A 14,931-nucleotide genomic window follows, 5' to 3' on the forward strand; every position below is an offset into this window, starting at 1 on the left:
ATGGTGACCCGGTGCAGCAGATGGACGCCACCGGGCGGCCGGGGGACAATAGGAGCATGTATGAGGTCACCAAGTCCGACGAGCAGTGGCAGGCCGAGCTCGACCCGCTGGAGTACCAGGTGCTGCGACACGCTGCTACCGAACGCCCGGGCACCGGTGAGCTGCTGCACGAGGACCGGGTGGGCGTCTACCACTGCCGCGCCTGCGGGGCGGAGCTGTTCCGCTCGACCACCAAGTTCGAGGCACACTGCGGCTGGCCGAGCTTCTATCAGCCCACCGAGTCCGATGCGGTGGAGCTGCTCGAGGACCGCAGCCTGGGCATGGCGCGCACTGAGGTGCGCTGCCGCCGCTGCGGGTCGCATCTGGGCCACGTCTTCGATGACGCCCCGCAGACGCCCACCGGCGACCGGTACTGCATGAACTCCGTCTCCCTCAGCTTCGAGCCGACCGCGAGCGGCTCCACAGGCGGTGCGGCGGCCGAGGCCGAGTGACCCGGGTCCTCACCCTCAACCTGCAGCACGGTGTCCTCGGCGGCACCGGTACCGTAGCCACCGCCGAGGAGCTCACCGACGCCCTCGCCCCGCTGCGGACCGACGCCCCCGACGTGCTCGCCCTGCAGGAGGTGGACCGCGGCCAGCGACGCAGCCACGGTCTGGACCAGGCTGCAGTCGTGGCCGATGCGCTCGACCTGCCGCATGTGCGCTTCGCGGCCGCCCTCGGTGGGCAGCTCGGCCGCACCCGCAGCGCCCGTCGCGCCGCTCAGCGCAGTGGCAACCACCCCGGCCCGGCCTACGGAGTGGCGATCGCCTCCCGGTACCCGGTGGTGGCCGCGTTCGTGCGGCCTCTGCCCGGTCTGCACACGCTCCTGCCACGGCCGCTACTGCACCGGTTCAGGCTGACTGCCGCCGATGAGCCCCGGGTGCTGCTCGGCACAGTGCTGGCCACCCCTGCGGGCCGACTGGCGGTCGCCTGCACGCACCTGTCCACCGTGCCCCCGATCGCATTCCTGCAGCTGCGGCAGGTGCTCGCCGCCGTGGGCTCCCTGGGCGTGCCGGCGCTGGTCTGCGGTGACCTGAACCTGCGTGCCCTGCCGGTGCAGGCGCTGAGCCGCCGGTGGCGCCGGGCCGAAGCGCTCACCTTCCCGGTGGTCCGCCCGGACCGGCAGATCGACCACCTGCTGCTCGACCCGGGCAGTGCACCCGGGACGCTCACCGCTGTGAGCAGCCTGCCGCTCGGTGTCTCCGACCACCGCGGTCTGGCTGCTGAGCTGCGGCTGTGACCGCGCAGAGGGCACCGGCCGGCGCTCTCGGCCGGGTGCCGGCACCTGCGTTGTTCCTGCTCGCCGGGGTGTCCCAGTACCTTGGTGCCGCGCTCGCGGTGGGGCTGTACCACGTGCTGCCCGCCCCGACCGTCGCCTGGGGACGTGGGCTGACCGGTGCAGTCGTCCTGCTGCTGCTGGTGCGGCCCTGGCGGGTGCGGTGGGCCTGGCGCGAGCTGGCCCAGTCCTCGCTGTTCGGGGTGGTGCTGCTGGGCATGAACCTGATGTTCTACGTGGCGATCGGACTGCTGCCGCTGGGTGCCGCCGTGGCGATCGAGTTCATCGGTCCAGTGCTGGTGGCCGCCTGGGGCGGGCGTTCTGCCCGGCACCGGATCGCGATCGCGCTGGCCACCTTCGGAGTGCTGTGCATCTCCCTGGTCGGTCTGGACTGGGGTGGTCAGCGTTCGACGGCGGAGCTCGCCTGGGGTGTGCTCGCCGCCCTGGCCGCCGGGTCGCTGTGGGGCACGTACATGGTGCTCGGCAGCCGGATCGTGCGCTCCCGCAGCGGCACCCGGTCATTGACCGTCGGACTCTCCGCAGGCTCGCTCGTCTACGCCCCCGTCGGCCTGGTCGCCGCGGGCGTCACCGGGACGATGGGGCACCTGACCGACCCGAGCCTGCTCGGGGTGCTGCTGGCCGTGGGGCTGCTGTCCACAGTGCTGCCCTACACCCTGGACCAGGTGACGATGAAGCGGCTGAGCACCGCCACCTTCGCCCTGCTGAACGCGCTGCTGCCGGTCTCCGCCACGGTGATCGGCGTGATCATGCTCAGCCAGCTGCCCACCTGGGGGGAGATCGTGGGCATCGTCGCAGTCTCTGCCGCAGTGGCGATCTCCTCCCGCCGCGGCACCCCGGCTCCGGGTAGCGAGCGGCCCGCCGCGGACGGCGAACCGTAGCCACCGTCGGCCGGATGTGCCGCACCGGCCCGGCCGGCCGACAGCAGCGCCCGGCCCCAGCCGCGGAATGCGCAGCGGGCTGGTCTGTGTTGTGCCGCACATGGATTTCATGGAGCAGACCATCGAGGAGTTCCGCAGCCACCACGGTGTGGTGCGGGAGCCGATGAACTTCGGCGACCGGCTGGTGCTGGTGCACGTACCGAAGAAGGACGGCAGCACCCGCGTGGTGCCGCTGGCCGCGCTGCCTCGGGAGGGCGCCTGGTACGTCTCCGGCAGCGCAGGCGGGGCGCCGAAGCACCCGGCCTGGGTGTTCTCGCTGCGCCGTGCCCAGACCGTGACGATCGAGGTGCCCGATGACCCGATCCGCACCCTCGAGGTGCGGGTGAGCGAGCTCGCCGACGCCGAGCGGGACGAGGCGTGGACCTGGGTGACCGATCGGATGCCCGGTTTCGCCGACTACCAGGAACGGGCCGGCGACCGGACCATCCCGGTGTTCCGGCTCGCACCCTGACCTGGGTGCCCCGGTGAGATGACTGCGGCAGCGCAGCGGGCGCCGTCGGACCTGGCCGGCGGGCTCGGTGGGGTGACTTGGCCCGGTGTGCCCCGCCGTCGCGCACAGGCCGCCGGGCGGAGGCGTACGGAACACGCCGACGATGCTGCCAAGATGGACGCATGGAACTGATCATCCAGCCTGGCGAGCGCCAGATCGCCACCCTTGTCGCCGACGCCATCACGGCCCTCCTGGACCGCAAGCCCGACGCAGTGCTCGGGTTGGCCACCGGTTCCTCACCGCTGGCGGTCTACGACGAGCTGGTGCGGCGCTACGAGGCCGGACAGGTGAGCTTCGCCCGGGCCCGCGCGTTCATGCTGGACGAATACGTCGGGCTCGCCGCCGACCACCCGCAGCGCTACCGGAACGTGATCAAGACCGAGCTCACCGGACGGGTGGACATCCCCGCTGAGGCGGTACAGGGACCGGACGGGCTCGGCGAGGACGTGCCGGCGGCGTGCGCCGCCTACGAGCAGGCGATCGCTGCGGCCGGTGGGGTGGACCTGCAGATCCTCGGCATCGGCACCGATGGGCACATCGCTTTCAACGAACCCGGCTCGTCGCTGGCCTCCCGCACCAGGATCAAGACCCTCACCCGACAGACGCGGGTGGACAACGCCCGGTTCTTCGACGGCGACCTCGACCAGGTGCCCACGCACTGCCTCACCCAGGGCCTGGGCACGATCATGAGCGCCAAGCACCTGGTGCTCGTGGCCACCGGGGGGCACAAGGCAGAAGCCATCCAGCACCTGGTCGAAGGGTCTGTGTCGGCGATGTGGCCGGCCACGATCATGCAGCACCACCCGCACGCCACCGTGCTCGTCGACGGCGCGGCCGCCTCCCGGCTGGAGCTGGCCGACTACTACCGGGAGACCTACGAGACCAAACCGGCCTGGCAGGGGCTGTGACCGACGCCCCACCGGGCGGGCCAGATGGCCTGGTGCGCGGACCGGACGGCCTGGACCGCCCCGCCTGGGCCGCTACCGACGAGCTGCTGCGCAGCTACTACGACACTGAGTGGGGGCTGCCGGTCACCGACGAGCGCGGCGTGTTCGAACGGCTCAGCCTGGAGGCCTTCCAGTCCGGGCTGTCCTGGGCCACCATCCTGCGCAAACGTCCCGCCTTCCGGGCTGCGTTCGCCGGCTTCGACCCGGACACGGTAGCCGCCTTCGACGAGGCAGACGTGGCCCGGCTGCTCGCCGACGCCGGCATCATCCGCAACCGGGCGAAGATCGAGGCCACGATCGCCAACGCCGGCGCCACGGTGCGGCTCCGTGACGACGGCGGGCTCGCCGACCTGGTCTGGTCCTACCAGCCGGAGCGCACCCCGGTGCCGACCGTGCCGGAGGAGGTGCCGACCACGTCGGCGGAGTCGGTGGCGCTGGCCGAGGAGCTACGCCGCCGCGGATACCGGTTCGTGGGACCGACCACCATGTTCGCGCTGATGGAGGCGATCGGACTGGTGGACACCCACCTGGTGGGCAGCCACCGCCGCGGCTGCTCCGGGCTGTGGCGGACGGACGGCAGCCGCGCCTGACGAACGGGCGGGGCGCGAGTGCTGCCGCCGGAGGCCTCTGCGGTCATCTGGCACAGGTGGCGCGTGGGCCTATGCTGGTTGCGATGCACAGGGGAACACCAGGCAGCTGTCGGCCCCGCCACCCAGCGCGGCCCGTGGCCGGGGTGCTGCGGGCCGGACTCACCGGTCTGGTGGCGGCAGCAGGACTGACCGCGTGCAGCCTGCTGGCACCGCCCGATGAGGACCCGAGCCCGGAGCAGAGCACGGACGGCTCAGCGAACCCCAGCGATACCCAGGCCCCCACCGGCCCCGCCGAGCTGACCGACCCGATCGAGCTCGCCATCGTCGAGGAGGCCGACCAGGCCCCGTGCTCCGGTGACTACCTGCCCGGTCCGGAGCAACAAGAGTGCCTGCTGCTCGGCGACGGGATGACGATCACCGAGGTCGAAGAGCTCGCGATGGCCACACCCACGACCGGGACGACCACGGGCGCCGACGAGGACGTGCTACAGCTGACCATGACCAGCCAGGACGGTGCGGACTTCTACGAGCTCACCTCCCGCGCCGCGGAGCTGCCCGAGCCCCGGATCGCGATGGTGGTCGACGGTGAGGTGGTCAGTGCACCGACGCTCGACCAGCCGATCCCCGGCGGCGCGATCGAGATCGCTGGCTGGGACGGCGCAGAGGAGTTCGTGGCGCAGGCCACGACGGGCTGACCTGGCGGGCTGTGCGGTGGACTCCAGCACCAGCAGTGTCACTAGAGGTCGGGCACCGGTGCCCGTTTCCTCTTGACGTTGTGGAGGGGGCGGGGCGAGGTATTGACTTAATAGTCCGGATTCCCCGATCATATGGGAATGGCAGACCGTACGGCAGATCCAGACCGCCCATCGACGCCGCACGTGCCGGACTACCCGCTGGCCGACGGCCTCACCCTGGAGGACCCGTCCCAGTACCGGGCGTTGTTCGAGGAGACCCGCCAGCAGATCGTCGCACTGCTCAGCGAGCGGGCCGCCACCGTCTCCGAGCTCGCTGCGACCCTGCAGAAGCCGAAGGGCACGATCGGGCACCACATGCAGGTGCTCGCCGACGCCAGGCTGGTGCACGTGGTGCGCACCAAGAAGGTCCGGGCCCTGGTGGCCAAGTACTGGGGTCGGACAGCGCGGATCTTCTACTACCACCGGGTCGACGCCGCCGTCGGAGACGCACAGCGCATCCTGGACCGTGCGGCCGCCGAGGTGGGCCACCTGGAGGCGGCAGCATCGGCATCCGACAGGGAGGTCGAGGGCATCCTGGACGTGAACCGCCGCGACGTGCGCCTGCCGGTCGAGCGCGTCGCGGAGTTCCGGGCCCGGCTCGCGGACCTGCTGGTGGAGTTCGCAGACCAGCCACGGTCCGGACAGGAGACCTACGCGATGGTCTACGGCGTGTTCCCGAGCGAGAGGGCCGGTTTGCCGCCGGCCGACGAGGACGGATCGTGACCACCGACGAGGGTGAGGCGACCTCCGACGCGGTAGCTGCGCCGTCGGCGGGAGAGTCCGGGCGGCGCCGTGCCGAGCCCCTGGGCGCGAACTACTGGAAGCTGTTCACCTCCGCCACGATGACCAACCTGGGCGACGGGCTGATGAGCGTCGCAGTGCTCTGGCTCGCCTCCGCGATCACCCGTGACCCGACCGCGATCGCCCTGGTCGGGCTGGCCTCCAGGCTGCCGTGGCTGGTGTTCTCCCTGCCCGCCGGGGTGATCACCGACCGGTATGACCGCCGTGTGCTGGTCGCCGCCATGGACGTGGTGCGAGTGGTGCTGATCGCCGCCTTCGCGGTGGTGGTGCTCACCCACCAGGGCGGGCTGCCGCACCCGGAGGCGCTCGCGGCCGGGACCGCCGACCCGCCGGCCAAGGCCACGCTGCTGCTCACCCTGCTGTGCCTGCTCGCCCTGCTGCTGGGCTGCTGCGAGGTGGTCCGGGACAACTCCGCCCAGACGCTGATGGCCTCGGTCGTCAGCAAGGGCAACCTGGAGCGGGCCAACGGACGGCTCTGGGGAGCCGAGACGGCGATGAACAACTTCATCGGCCCACCGCTGGGGGGTGTGCTGGTGGCGGTCGCGCTGGCGCTGCCGTTCTTCTCCAGCGCCGGGCTGCTCGCCGCTGGGGTGGTGCTGGTCGTGCTCCTGACCGGACAGTTCCGCCCCAAGGGGCAGACCACGACCGGCAAGATCCGATGGCGAGCAGAGATGGCCGAAGGTTTTACCTGGCTGTGGCGGCACCGGCTGCTGCGCACGTTGGCGTTCCTGCTCGGCGGGATGAACATGCTCTCCTCGATCGCTTTCGTGCTGATGGTCCTGTTCGTCCAGGAGGTCCTCGGGCTCTTCGAGGGGTGGCAGTTCGGTGCCGTGATCACCGGCACCGCGGTCGGAGCGTTCATCGGCTCGCTGACGGCCGACCGGATCGCCAAGCGGCTCACCTCGGGGACCAGCCTGTTCGCCGCGATCAGTGTGGAGGTGGTGACCTTCACCGTGATCGGACTGACCTCCTCGGCGGTGGTGGTGTGGCTGGCCGGGGTGCTCTCCGGTGTGGCGATCGTGCTGTGGAACGTGATCACCGTGTCCCTGCGGCAGCGCATCATCCCGGATCAGCTGCTCGGCCGGGTGAACTCGGTGTACCGGTTCTTCGGCTGGGGCACCATCTCCCTGGGCACCCTGCTCGGCGGGGTGCTGGTCTCGGTCGGCGAACCGCTTCTCGGCCGGGAGTGGGCGCTGCGCATGCCGTTCCTGCTCGCCGGCGCGGCCTACGTGGTGCTCCTCCTGGTAGCCCTGCCACGACTGACCACTGCCAAGATCGACGCCGCCCAGAGAGCTGCCGAGGACGTGCGCAGCTGACCGGCACGGTCGACGGCTACGGTGGGCAGATGGAACAGCGCACCCTGGGCCGCACCGGCCGCGACGTGTCGGTCATCGGCCTTGGCACCTGGCAGCTCGGCGCTGACTGGGGCGAGGTCAGCGAGCGGGACGCGCTCGCCGTCCTGGACACCTCAGCCGAGGCGGGTGTGACCTTCTTCGACACCGCCGACGTCTACGGCGACGGGCGCAGCGAGCGGCTCATCGGCACCTGGCGGGCCGAGCACCCGGACACCGTCCTCACCATCGCCACCAAGATGGGCCGCCGGGTCGAGCAGCGGCCGGAGCACTACACGCTCGCGAACTTCCGCGCCTGGACCGACCGCTCCCGCCGCAACCTCGGTGCGGACACGCTCGACCTGGTGCAGCTGCACTGTCCACCGAGCGCCGTGCATGCCTCCGACGAGGTCTTCGACGCACTGGACACGCTGGTCGCGGAGGAGGCGATCGCCGGCTACGGGGTGAGCGTGGAGACGGTGTCCGAGGCGCTCCGGGCGATCGCGCGGGAGGGGGTGGCGACAGTGCAGATCATCCTGAACGCGTTCCGGCACAAGCCGCTCGAGGAGGTCCTGCCTGCCGCGCAGCTGGCCGGTGTGGGCGTGATCGCACGGGTGCCGCTGGCGAGCGGGCTGCTCAGCGGTCGGTACACCCGCGAGACCGAGTTCCCCGCGACCGACCACCGCTCCTTCAACCGCCGTGGCGAGGCCTTCGATGTGGGGGAGACCTTCTCCGGCGTGGAGTACGACACCGGGGTGGCAGCTGCACACGAGTTCGCCGACCTGGCCCGCGCGCACGGTCTCGAACCGGCCACGGCCGCACTCGCCTGGGTCGCGCAGCAGCCCGGTGTGAGCACCGTGATCCCGGGCGCACGAAACCCTGCTCAAGCCCGGTCCAACGCCTCAGCGGGCGCCGTCCCGCCGCTCGGTGAGGACTTCATGACCGCAGTCGGGACGCTGTACGACGCCCGGTTCCGCGCCGAGGTGCACCCGCGCTGGTGAGCCGGTGCGGCGCAGCCGCCCCGTCAGCGGGACCGTTGACTTCCGTACAGGGCATAACTAATGTGCCCAGGCACTGGTCGTTGATGCCTGGCTATGGGAGGCGCCGTCATGCCGGACATCCCGGTCGCCGTCACCTCACGCTTCATGCGCGAGGTGAACACGACGGCGGTGCTCGCCCACCTGCGCGCGGTCGAGCGGGCGAGCGTGAGCGGTCTGGCAGCGGCCACCGGACTCTCCCGTCAAGCAGTCACCAGAGTGCTGGACGAGCTGCACAACATCGGGCTGGTCGAGACGCTGCCGCCGGAACGGGCCGGTGGACGGAGCGGACGACCAGCCCAGTCCGTCCGGTTCCGCGCTGAGGCCGGGTACGTCGTCGGCGCCCTGATCGACCCCCAGGAGCTGCACCTGGCAGTGGCCGACCTGCGCGGCAGCATCGTCACCGACACCCGCATCCCGCTCGGCGCCCTCGCCCAGGACCAGCACGTGCTGGACCTGCTGGTCGCGGAGGCCGCCGCCCTGCTGGACCGGGCCGGACTGACCGCCGACCAGGTGTTCTCCGCGACCGTCGGGACGCCCGGCATCGTGGACCCGGGCGCCGGGGTGGTCAGCGCCGTCCCGTCGATGCCAGTGCTCACCGGGGACGTGCTGGTGCAGGCGCTCGGCAGGCTGCTCATCTGCCCGGTGCACCTGGACAACGACCTGAAGCTCGCTGCCCGCGGGGAGCAGTGGAAAGGGCCGGAGACCGGGGTGCGGCACCTGGTGGTGGTGCACTGGGGCGTGCGGGTGGGCGCCGGTGTGGTGATCGACGGCGCGCTCTACCGTGGCGCCTCGAACGATGCCGGCGAGCTCGGCTTCCTCGATGTGCTCGGCGGCGACGTGACACCTGAGCCTGGTCTGGGCCGTTTCGAGACCTGGTGCGGTGTGCGCGCCCTCGTCCGGCTGGTCGCCGAGGAGGTCGACGCCTGCGGCGACCGCCCCGGGGCGGACGTGCTGCGGGGCATGGGCGAGACCGCCTTCGAGACCGTCCTGGACGGCATCTCAGGCGGTAGCCAGGCGCACGTGGCAGCACTGCACCGGCTGACCCGACGCTTCGCCCACGGCCTGGTGGCCATCCGTGCCCTGCTCGATCCTGAGGTCGTGGTGCTCAGCGGTCCACTCGCGCGCGTCGGCCCCCCGCTGCTGGAGCTTCTGCACGAGGCGCTCGACGACCAGGCTCTCGCCCCTCCGCGTCTCGAGCTGTCGGTGCTCGGTCGGGACGCGGTCGTCCATGGCGCCCTCCGGCACGGTCTGGACCGGGTCGAGTCCAGCGGCTACCTCGCCACGGAGAGGAGGAGCCCCACCGGGATCGGCTGACCGCCGGCGTCCCACCGCCTCCGATACGAAGGAGAGATCACCCACATGAATCCACGGAACCGGATCGCTGCCCTCGCGCCGGTAGCCGCCACTGCACTGCTGCTGGCCGGCTGCGCGACCTCCGGCAGCGGAGAGAACGACAGTGAGCCCGAACCTCAGGAGGTCTCCACCGAGATCACCGACGAGGACGTGAACCTCGTGCTCGCCTATGTCGACGACCCGCCTACCCCTGCGTTGGTGGAGGGCTTCGAGGAGGAGTATCCGAACGTCACCATCGACGCGCAGCAGACGGACTTCGGCAACTACATCACCTCGATCACCCGGTCGATGTCCTCCGACGACGCCCCGGACCTGGCCCAGTACAACCCCGGGGCGATGCGCTCCCTGATCCCAGCCGGTGAGGTGCTCGACCTGAGCGCCTACTACGACGGCTACGGCTGGGACGAAGCATTCCCGCAGGCCAGCCTGGACCAGCTGATGTCCGATGACGAGGCGATGCAGTTCGCCACCGGCTCGCTGTACGCCGCACCGGGCGCCCTGTCTGTGCTGGGGGTGTTCTACAACAAGGACATCCTCGCTGATGCCGGCATCGATGCTCCGCCGCAGAGCCTGGCCGAGTTCGAAGAGGCGCTGGCGGCGGTGCAGGACAACGGGGACCAGCCGATGAGCGTCGGTGGACTCGAGGTGGGCGGTTTCCAGCTCTGGAACCTCCTGCTGAACAGCACCGGTGACCCCCAGGAGTACCTGGACTGGGTGTACGGGGCACCGGACTCCACGATCGAGACCGACGCCGCCCAGCAGGCCGCGCAGACCATCTCGGACTGGGTGGACGAGGGATACATCTCCCCCAGCGCCAACGCCACGGCCGACTCCGACGCCCTGGCCGAGTTCACCGCCGGTGAGGCTGCGTTCCTCGTCACCGGCAACTGGAGCGCTGCCGCCATCGACGACGAGCTGGGCGATGCCGGAGGCTTCTTCATCCTCCCTCGGGACGACGCTGACGAGCCGCCGGTGGCCTCCGGGTCGTCGGTGGCCTACTCGATCTCCTCCCGCACCGAGCACCCGGACGTGGCCGCGGCGTTCCTGAACTACATGAGCAGCGCCGAAGCCGGCCAGATCGCGATCGATACCGGGTTCATGCCGGTGGACACCGATGCCGGGGCCGCCGCCGAGGGCACCCTGGGTGAGGTCGCCGAGGCGTTCGCCCCCGTGGCCGAGAACGACAACATCGTGCCCTTCCCGGACTTCGCCGCCCCGGGGATGATCGACCAGCTCAAGGCCGGGATCCAAGGCATCATCTCCGACCAGATGGAACCGGACCAGTTCCTCGCCTCAATGCAGGAGACCTGGACCTCCTACCATGGCTAACCCGGCTACGACCGAGGTGGTGCGCCCCGGGAGTCCCCGGGTCCGCACCACCTCGCGGCGCTCGAGCAGTGCGACCAGGCGACGGCGGACCAAGGCGCTGGTCTACCTGGCCCCGGCGCTGCTGATCTACACCGGGTTCGTCATCTACCCGGCGCTGAACACCATCCAGCTCTCCTTCCTGGACTGGGACGGGGTCCAGGCGCCCACTGTGGTCGGGCTGGACAACTACGCGCAGATCTTCCAGAACCCTGAGCTGTACCGGTCGGTGCTGAACGCTCTGGTGCTGATCGTGTTCTTCACCGTGATCCCGGTGGCGGTGGGGCTGGTGATGACCGCGCTGCTGATGGGCAAGGTACGCCGGGGAATGACGTTCTTCCGCACAGTCTTCTTCCTGCCGCAGGTGCTGCCGCTGGTGGCGGTCGGTATCACCTGGCGGTGGCTGTACGCCGAGACCGGCATCCTGAACCAGTTCCTGTCCGCCATCGGCCTGGGCTCGATCACCCGCGCCTGGCTCGGCGACTACGACCTGGCACTGTATGCGCTGGGGTTCATCGGCACCTGGGTGATGAGCGGGCTGTGCATGATGCTGTTCCTGGCCGGTGCGCAGAAGATCGACCCTGCACTGTACGAGGCGGCCAAGCTCGACGGTGCCGGCCCGCTGCGGCAGCACCTGAGCGTCACGTTGCCAGGGGTGCGTCCGGAGATCACGATCGCCAGCGTCATCACCACGATCGCCGCCCTGGCCAGCTTCGACCTGGTGTTCGTCACCACCGACGGAGGACCGGCCAACCAGACCAACGTGCCCGCCCTGCTGGTCTACCGGTTGGCCTTCACCCGCGGCGAGGTCGGTACTGCCAGCGCGCTGGCGATCGCCCTGACCGTGCTGGTGGTCGTCTTCGTCACGCTGATCCGTCGCATCACCCGGGAGGCGAGCTGATGAGAACCGCACCGACCGGGCTCGTGCTGCGGTACGGGCTGCTGACCCTGCTCGCGCTGCTCATCCTGCTGCCGTTCGTGTCCCTGGTGCTGGCCGCGTTGCACGAGTCCGGGGCAACAGTGGCCGGTCTGGCCCTGCCGGAGCGGCTGCACTGGGAGAACTTTGCCCTGGCCTGGCAGCAGGGCGGCTACAACAACCTGATGCGCTCGAGCTTCATCGTCGCGTTGAGCGCAGTGCCGATCAACGCTGTCTGTGCGATCTTGGCCGGCTTCTCCCTCGCGGTCCTGCACCCCTGGGCCGGTAAGCACCTGTCGGTGTTCTTCGTCCTGGGCCTGACCCTCCCGGTGGAGCTGATCGTGATCGCGCTGTACTTCAACCTGCGCAACGTCGGGCTGACGAACAACTACCTGGGCGTGATCGGTGGTGTCGTGGCACTGCTGCTGCCGTTCGGGGTGTACTGGATGCAGTCGCACTTCGCCTCGATGCCGCCCTCCCTGGTGGAGGCCGGCCGGATCGACGGCGCAGGCGACCTCACCCTGCTGCGCCGGGTGCTGCTGCCGCTGTCCGGACCGGCCCTGACCACCCTGGCCGTGCTGGTGTTCATGTGGACCTGGAACCAATTCCTGCTGGTGATCGTGCTGATGCAGGACCCAGCGATGCGCACCGCACCGGCCGGGCTGGGCCTGTTCGTGGGGCAGTACACCACCAACATCCCGTTGCTGGCGGCCGCCACGATCATCACTGTGGCGCCGATCGTGATCATGTACCTGATCTTCCAGCGCAACTTCATCTCCGGGATCAGCCAGGGCGCGATCAAGGAATGAGCACCGACCAGTCGCCGGCCTGGGCTGCGGCCGCCCGGGCGCTGGCCGTGCGGGTGCTGGGCGACCTCGGCCACCGCGTGACCTTTGCCGGGCTGGACGGCCCGGGGCGCCAGTACGTGGCCGAGGCCAGCGCAGGTGGCCTGACCGTGCGTGCCACCGACGCAGGCAGCGCCGCCGTGGGCCTGCACACCTACCTGCGCCGGCACTGCGGCCTGGAGGTCAGCTGGGAAGAACCACGCCCACCGGCCCCGCCGCACCTGCCGGACGCGGCCCCGGTGCACGGCAGGTCCCGGGTAGCCGAGACCTACTATCTGAACTTCTGCACCTTCGGCTACACCACGCCCTGGTGGGACTGGAGCCGGTGGGAGAAGGAGATCGACTGGATGGCGCTGCGCGGGATCACCACCCCGCTGATGCTCCTCGGGCACGAGGCCGTCCTGCACCGGGTGCTCACTCACGAGGGACTGAGCGAGCAGGAGGTGGGTGAGTTCCTCTCCGGCCCCGCCTACTTCCCGTGGCTGGCCATGGGGAACCTGGACGGGCACGCCGGCCCTCCGCCGTCGGGCTGGATCGAGACCCACCGCGACCTCGCCGGACGGGTGCTGGCCCGGCAGCGCGAGCTGGGTATGCGACCGGTGCTGCCGGCGTTCACCGGGCACGTGCCCCACCAGCTCGCCCCGGACGCCCAGCCACGGACCTGGCAGGGGCACCACACCCGGGTGCTCGATCCGCAGGACCCGAGGTTCGCCCACCTGACCGCTGCAGTGGTGCGCGCCCAGCAGGAGCTCTGGGGCACCGACCACCGGTACGCCGCCGACCCGTTCATCGAGATGCCCCCGACCGAGGACGACCCGGGTCATCCCGGCAGGGTTGCCGCGGCACTGCACGCCGGGCTGACCGCTGCCGACCCGCAGGCCGAGTGGTTCCTGCAAACCTGGCCGTTCTCCTACGACCACACGTTCTGGACCCAGGAGCGGGTACGCACCTTCCTCGCCGACATCCCCGGCCGCGTCACCCTGCTTGACCTGTGGGCCGAGACCCAGCCGCAGTGGCCCCGCTTCGACGGCTTCCCCGGAGGCGACTGGCTGTGGTGCGCGCTGCTGAACTTCGGCGGCCGCACCGACCCGATCGCCGACCTGCCCGGCCTGGACGGCGCGATCGAGACCGCCCTGACCAGCCCGGACCCACCCACCGGTCTCGGCCTGGCGATGGAGGCCACTCGGGTGACCGGTGCCTACTACGAACGGGTGCTCGACCTCGCCTGGCACGATGCGCCGTCACTGGCGGACTGGCTCACCACCCGCGCCGGCAACAGATACCAGCTGACCGGCACCAAGGAGCAGCACGCAGCTGCCGGCGCTTGGCACGACCTGGCCGACACCGTGCTCGGCAGCGGCGACTACCTCATCTTCCCGGAAGCCTTTACTGGACTGGTCACCCAGCGCCCGAGCCGCGATCCGTTCGCGGACGGCCGGCTCACCCAGGATGTGGCGGACCTGCTCTGGTACGACCCGGACGTGCTCATACGGGCCTGGCGGCGCCTGGTCGAGGTCGCCGAAACCCGCCCGGAGCAGGTGCCCGGCCCGCTCGGGCACGACCTGGTCGAGGTAGCCCTGGCCGTCCTGCCCCGCTGTGCTGAGCTGGCGTTCCTCGCCGGTTACCACCCCGGCGGGGTGGCCGATCCGGACGCCGCCGCCCAGTTCTTCACCCTCCTGGAGGACCTGGACGAGCTGCTCGCCACCCGCCCGGAGTACCGGTACGACACCTGGGAGCAGGCCGCACTTACCTGGGCCCAGGACCAGCGCGGGCACCAGCTGCTCGCCGACAACGCCCGCCGGCTGGTCACCGTCTGGGGCCAGGTCGGTGACGGTTACCTGGATGACTACTCCGCCCGGCTGTGGAGCGGCCTGGTCGGCTACTACCGCCACCGGTGGTCCTGCTGGGCCGCCCTGCACCCGGTCGCTCCGGCGGACGAACCGCTGCTGGAGGAACGCCTGCAGGCCGTCGAAGAGGACTTCCTCACCCACGGCCCGCCCGCACCAGCCAGCACCGCAGACCGCCCAGGTGCCACCCTCACCGTCTCCCGCCGCCTGCTGGAGCGCTACCGCGACTTCTTCCCACGAGCCGTGCGGGAGCTGCGCACCCGGACGTCAGGACCGCGCGCCGTACCACAGGGGGCGGTGCGGACGGCAAGCAGGGGACCAGGAGAGGTGGGATAGCCACAGACCTGACTGTCCGAGAGAACGAGCCGCTGGGGCCGCGGCTGCTGACGGGCGGTGGC

At 70.7% G+C, this 14,931-nt stretch carries 15 protein-coding genes; all 15 read left to right on the forward strand.

Features of this window, described 5'->3' with window-relative positions:
- The first annotated feature begins 56 nt into the window (after nucleotides 1-56).
- Complete coding sequence (gene msrB / locus K338_RS20540; RefSeq protein WP_022917020.1) at nucleotides 57-491, forward strand: peptide-methionine (R)-S-oxide reductase MsrB; 435 nt, start codon at nucleotides 57-59, stop codon at nucleotides 489-491.
- Nucleotides 488-1,279, forward strand: a complete 792-nt coding sequence (locus K338_RS0104690) for an endonuclease/exonuclease/phosphatase family protein (protein WP_022917021.1) — start codon at nucleotides 488-490, stop codon at nucleotides 1,277-1,279. Before msrB ends, K338_RS0104690 begins: the two co-directional genes overlap by 4 nt.
- Complete coding sequence (locus K338_RS20545; protein ID WP_022917022.1) at nucleotides 1,276-2,214, forward strand: EamA family transporter; 939 nt, start codon at nucleotides 1,276-1,278, stop codon at nucleotides 2,212-2,214. Before K338_RS0104690 ends, K338_RS20545 begins: the two co-directional genes overlap by 4 nt.
- 109 nt (nucleotides 2,215-2,323) lie before the next feature.
- A complete protein-coding gene (locus tag K338_RS0104700) occupies nucleotides 2,324-2,725 on the forward strand; it encodes a nitroreductase/quinone reductase family protein (RefSeq protein WP_022917023.1) in 402 nt (133 codons plus the stop codon).
- Between the two features lie 161 nt (nucleotides 2,726-2,886).
- Nucleotides 2,887-3,672: a glucosamine-6-phosphate deaminase gene (gene nagB / locus K338_RS0104705; RefSeq protein ID WP_022917024.1), complete on the forward strand. Its 786-nt coding sequence runs from the start codon at nucleotides 2,887-2,889 to the stop codon at nucleotides 3,670-3,672.
- Entirely contained in the window at nucleotides 3,669-4,301 is a 633-nt protein-coding gene (locus K338_RS0104710) for a DNA-3-methyladenine glycosylase I (protein ID WP_022917025.1), read from the forward strand. The genes nagB and K338_RS0104710 overlap by 4 nt, the downstream gene beginning before the upstream one ends.
- 83 nt (nucleotides 4,302-4,384) lie before the next feature.
- Nucleotides 4,385-4,996: a SecDF P1 head subdomain-containing protein gene (locus K338_RS0104715; RefSeq protein WP_157612224.1), complete on the forward strand. Its 612-nt coding sequence runs from the start codon at nucleotides 4,385-4,387 to the stop codon at nucleotides 4,994-4,996.
- Between the two features lie 138 nt (nucleotides 4,997-5,134).
- On the forward strand, nucleotides 5,135-5,758 hold the full coding sequence (locus K338_RS0104720) for an ArsR/SmtB family transcription factor (RefSeq protein ID WP_051154675.1): 624 nt from the start codon (nucleotides 5,135-5,137) through the stop codon (nucleotides 5,756-5,758).
- Nucleotides 5,755-7,152 carry an MFS transporter gene (locus K338_RS20550; RefSeq protein WP_022917028.1) on the forward strand — a complete coding sequence of 466 codons (1,398 nt, stop codon included), beginning with the start codon at nucleotides 5,755-5,757 and terminating at the stop codon, nucleotides 7,150-7,152. The genes K338_RS0104720 and K338_RS20550 overlap by 4 nt, the downstream gene beginning before the upstream one ends.
- Before the next feature lie 29 nt (nucleotides 7,153-7,181).
- Nucleotides 7,182-8,168 carry an aldo/keto reductase gene (locus tag K338_RS0104730; protein WP_022917029.1) on the forward strand — a complete coding sequence of 329 codons (987 nt, stop codon included), beginning with the start codon at nucleotides 7,182-7,184 and terminating at the stop codon, nucleotides 8,166-8,168.
- A 93-nt stretch (nucleotides 8,169-8,261) separates the two neighbouring features.
- Nucleotides 8,262-9,521, forward strand: coding sequence for an ROK family transcriptional regulator (locus K338_RS0104735; RefSeq protein WP_022917030.1), 1,260 nt, complete (start codon nucleotides 8,262-8,264; stop codon nucleotides 9,519-9,521).
- 45 nt (nucleotides 9,522-9,566) lie between these two features.
- Nucleotides 9,567-10,889, forward strand: a complete 1,323-nt coding sequence (locus K338_RS0104740; protein ID WP_022917031.1) for an ABC transporter substrate-binding protein — start codon at nucleotides 9,567-9,569, stop codon at nucleotides 10,887-10,889.
- Nucleotides 10,882-11,826 (forward strand): carbohydrate ABC transporter permease, encoded by a 945-nt coding sequence (locus tag K338_RS0104745; protein WP_022917032.1) that lies wholly within the window; start codon nucleotides 10,882-10,884, stop codon nucleotides 11,824-11,826. Before K338_RS0104740 ends, K338_RS0104745 begins: the two co-directional genes overlap by 8 nt.
- Nucleotides 11,826-12,650, forward strand: a complete 825-nt coding sequence (locus tag K338_RS0104750; RefSeq protein WP_022917033.1) for a carbohydrate ABC transporter permease — start codon at nucleotides 11,826-11,828, stop codon at nucleotides 12,648-12,650. Before K338_RS0104745 ends, K338_RS0104750 begins: the two co-directional genes overlap by 1 nt.
- The gene (locus K338_RS20555; protein WP_022917034.1) at nucleotides 12,647-14,869 is read left to right on the forward strand and encodes an alpha-N-acetylglucosaminidase; all 2,223 of its coding nucleotides are present in this window, start codon (nucleotides 12,647-12,649) and stop codon (nucleotides 14,867-14,869) included. Before K338_RS0104750 ends, K338_RS20555 begins: the two co-directional genes overlap by 4 nt.
- The last annotated feature ends 62 nt before the right edge of the window (nucleotides 14,870-14,931 follow it).

This window comes from Ruania albidiflava DSM 18029, assembly GCF_000421225.1.
GTDB lineage: Bacteria > Actinomycetota > Actinomycetes > Actinomycetales > Beutenbergiaceae > Ruania > Ruania albidiflava.

Bases quoted from the DNA above. Each gene is read 5' to 3' on its own strand.
- msrB (WP_022917020.1), top strand. From the start codon at position 57: ATGTATGAGGTCACCAAGTCCGACGAGCAGTGGCAGGCCGAGCTCGAC.
- K338_RS0104700 (WP_022917023.1), top strand. From the start codon at position 2,324: ATGGAGCAGACCATCGAGGAGTTCCGCAGCCACCACGGTGTGGTGCGG.
- nagB (WP_022917024.1), top strand. From the start codon at position 2,887: ATGGAACTGATCATCCAGCCTGGCGAGCGCCAGATCGCCACCCTTGTC.
- K338_RS0104715 (WP_157612224.1), top strand. From the start codon at position 4,385: ATGCACAGGGGAACACCAGGCAGCTGTCGGCCCCGCCACCCAGCGCGG.
- K338_RS0104720 (WP_051154675.1), top strand. From the start codon at position 5,135: ATGGCAGACCGTACGGCAGATCCAGACCGCCCATCGACGCCGCACGTG.
- K338_RS0104730 (WP_022917029.1), top strand. From the start codon at position 7,182: ATGGAACAGCGCACCCTGGGCCGCACCGGCCGCGACGTGTCGGTCATC.
- K338_RS0104735 (WP_022917030.1), top strand. From the start codon at position 8,262: ATGGGAGGCGCCGTCATGCCGGACATCCCGGTCGCCGTCACCTCACGC.
- K338_RS0104740 (WP_022917031.1), top strand. From the start codon at position 9,567: ATGAATCCACGGAACCGGATCGCTGCCCTCGCGCCGGTAGCCGCCACT.
- K338_RS0104745 (WP_022917032.1), top strand. From the start codon at position 10,882: ATGGCTAACCCGGCTACGACCGAGGTGGTGCGCCCCGGGAGTCCCCGG.
- K338_RS0104750 (WP_022917033.1), top strand. From the start codon at position 11,826: ATGAGAACCGCACCGACCGGGCTCGTGCTGCGGTACGGGCTGCTGACC.
- K338_RS20555 (WP_022917034.1), top strand. From the start codon at position 12,647: ATGAGCACCGACCAGTCGCCGGCCTGGGCTGCGGCCGCCCGGGCGCTG.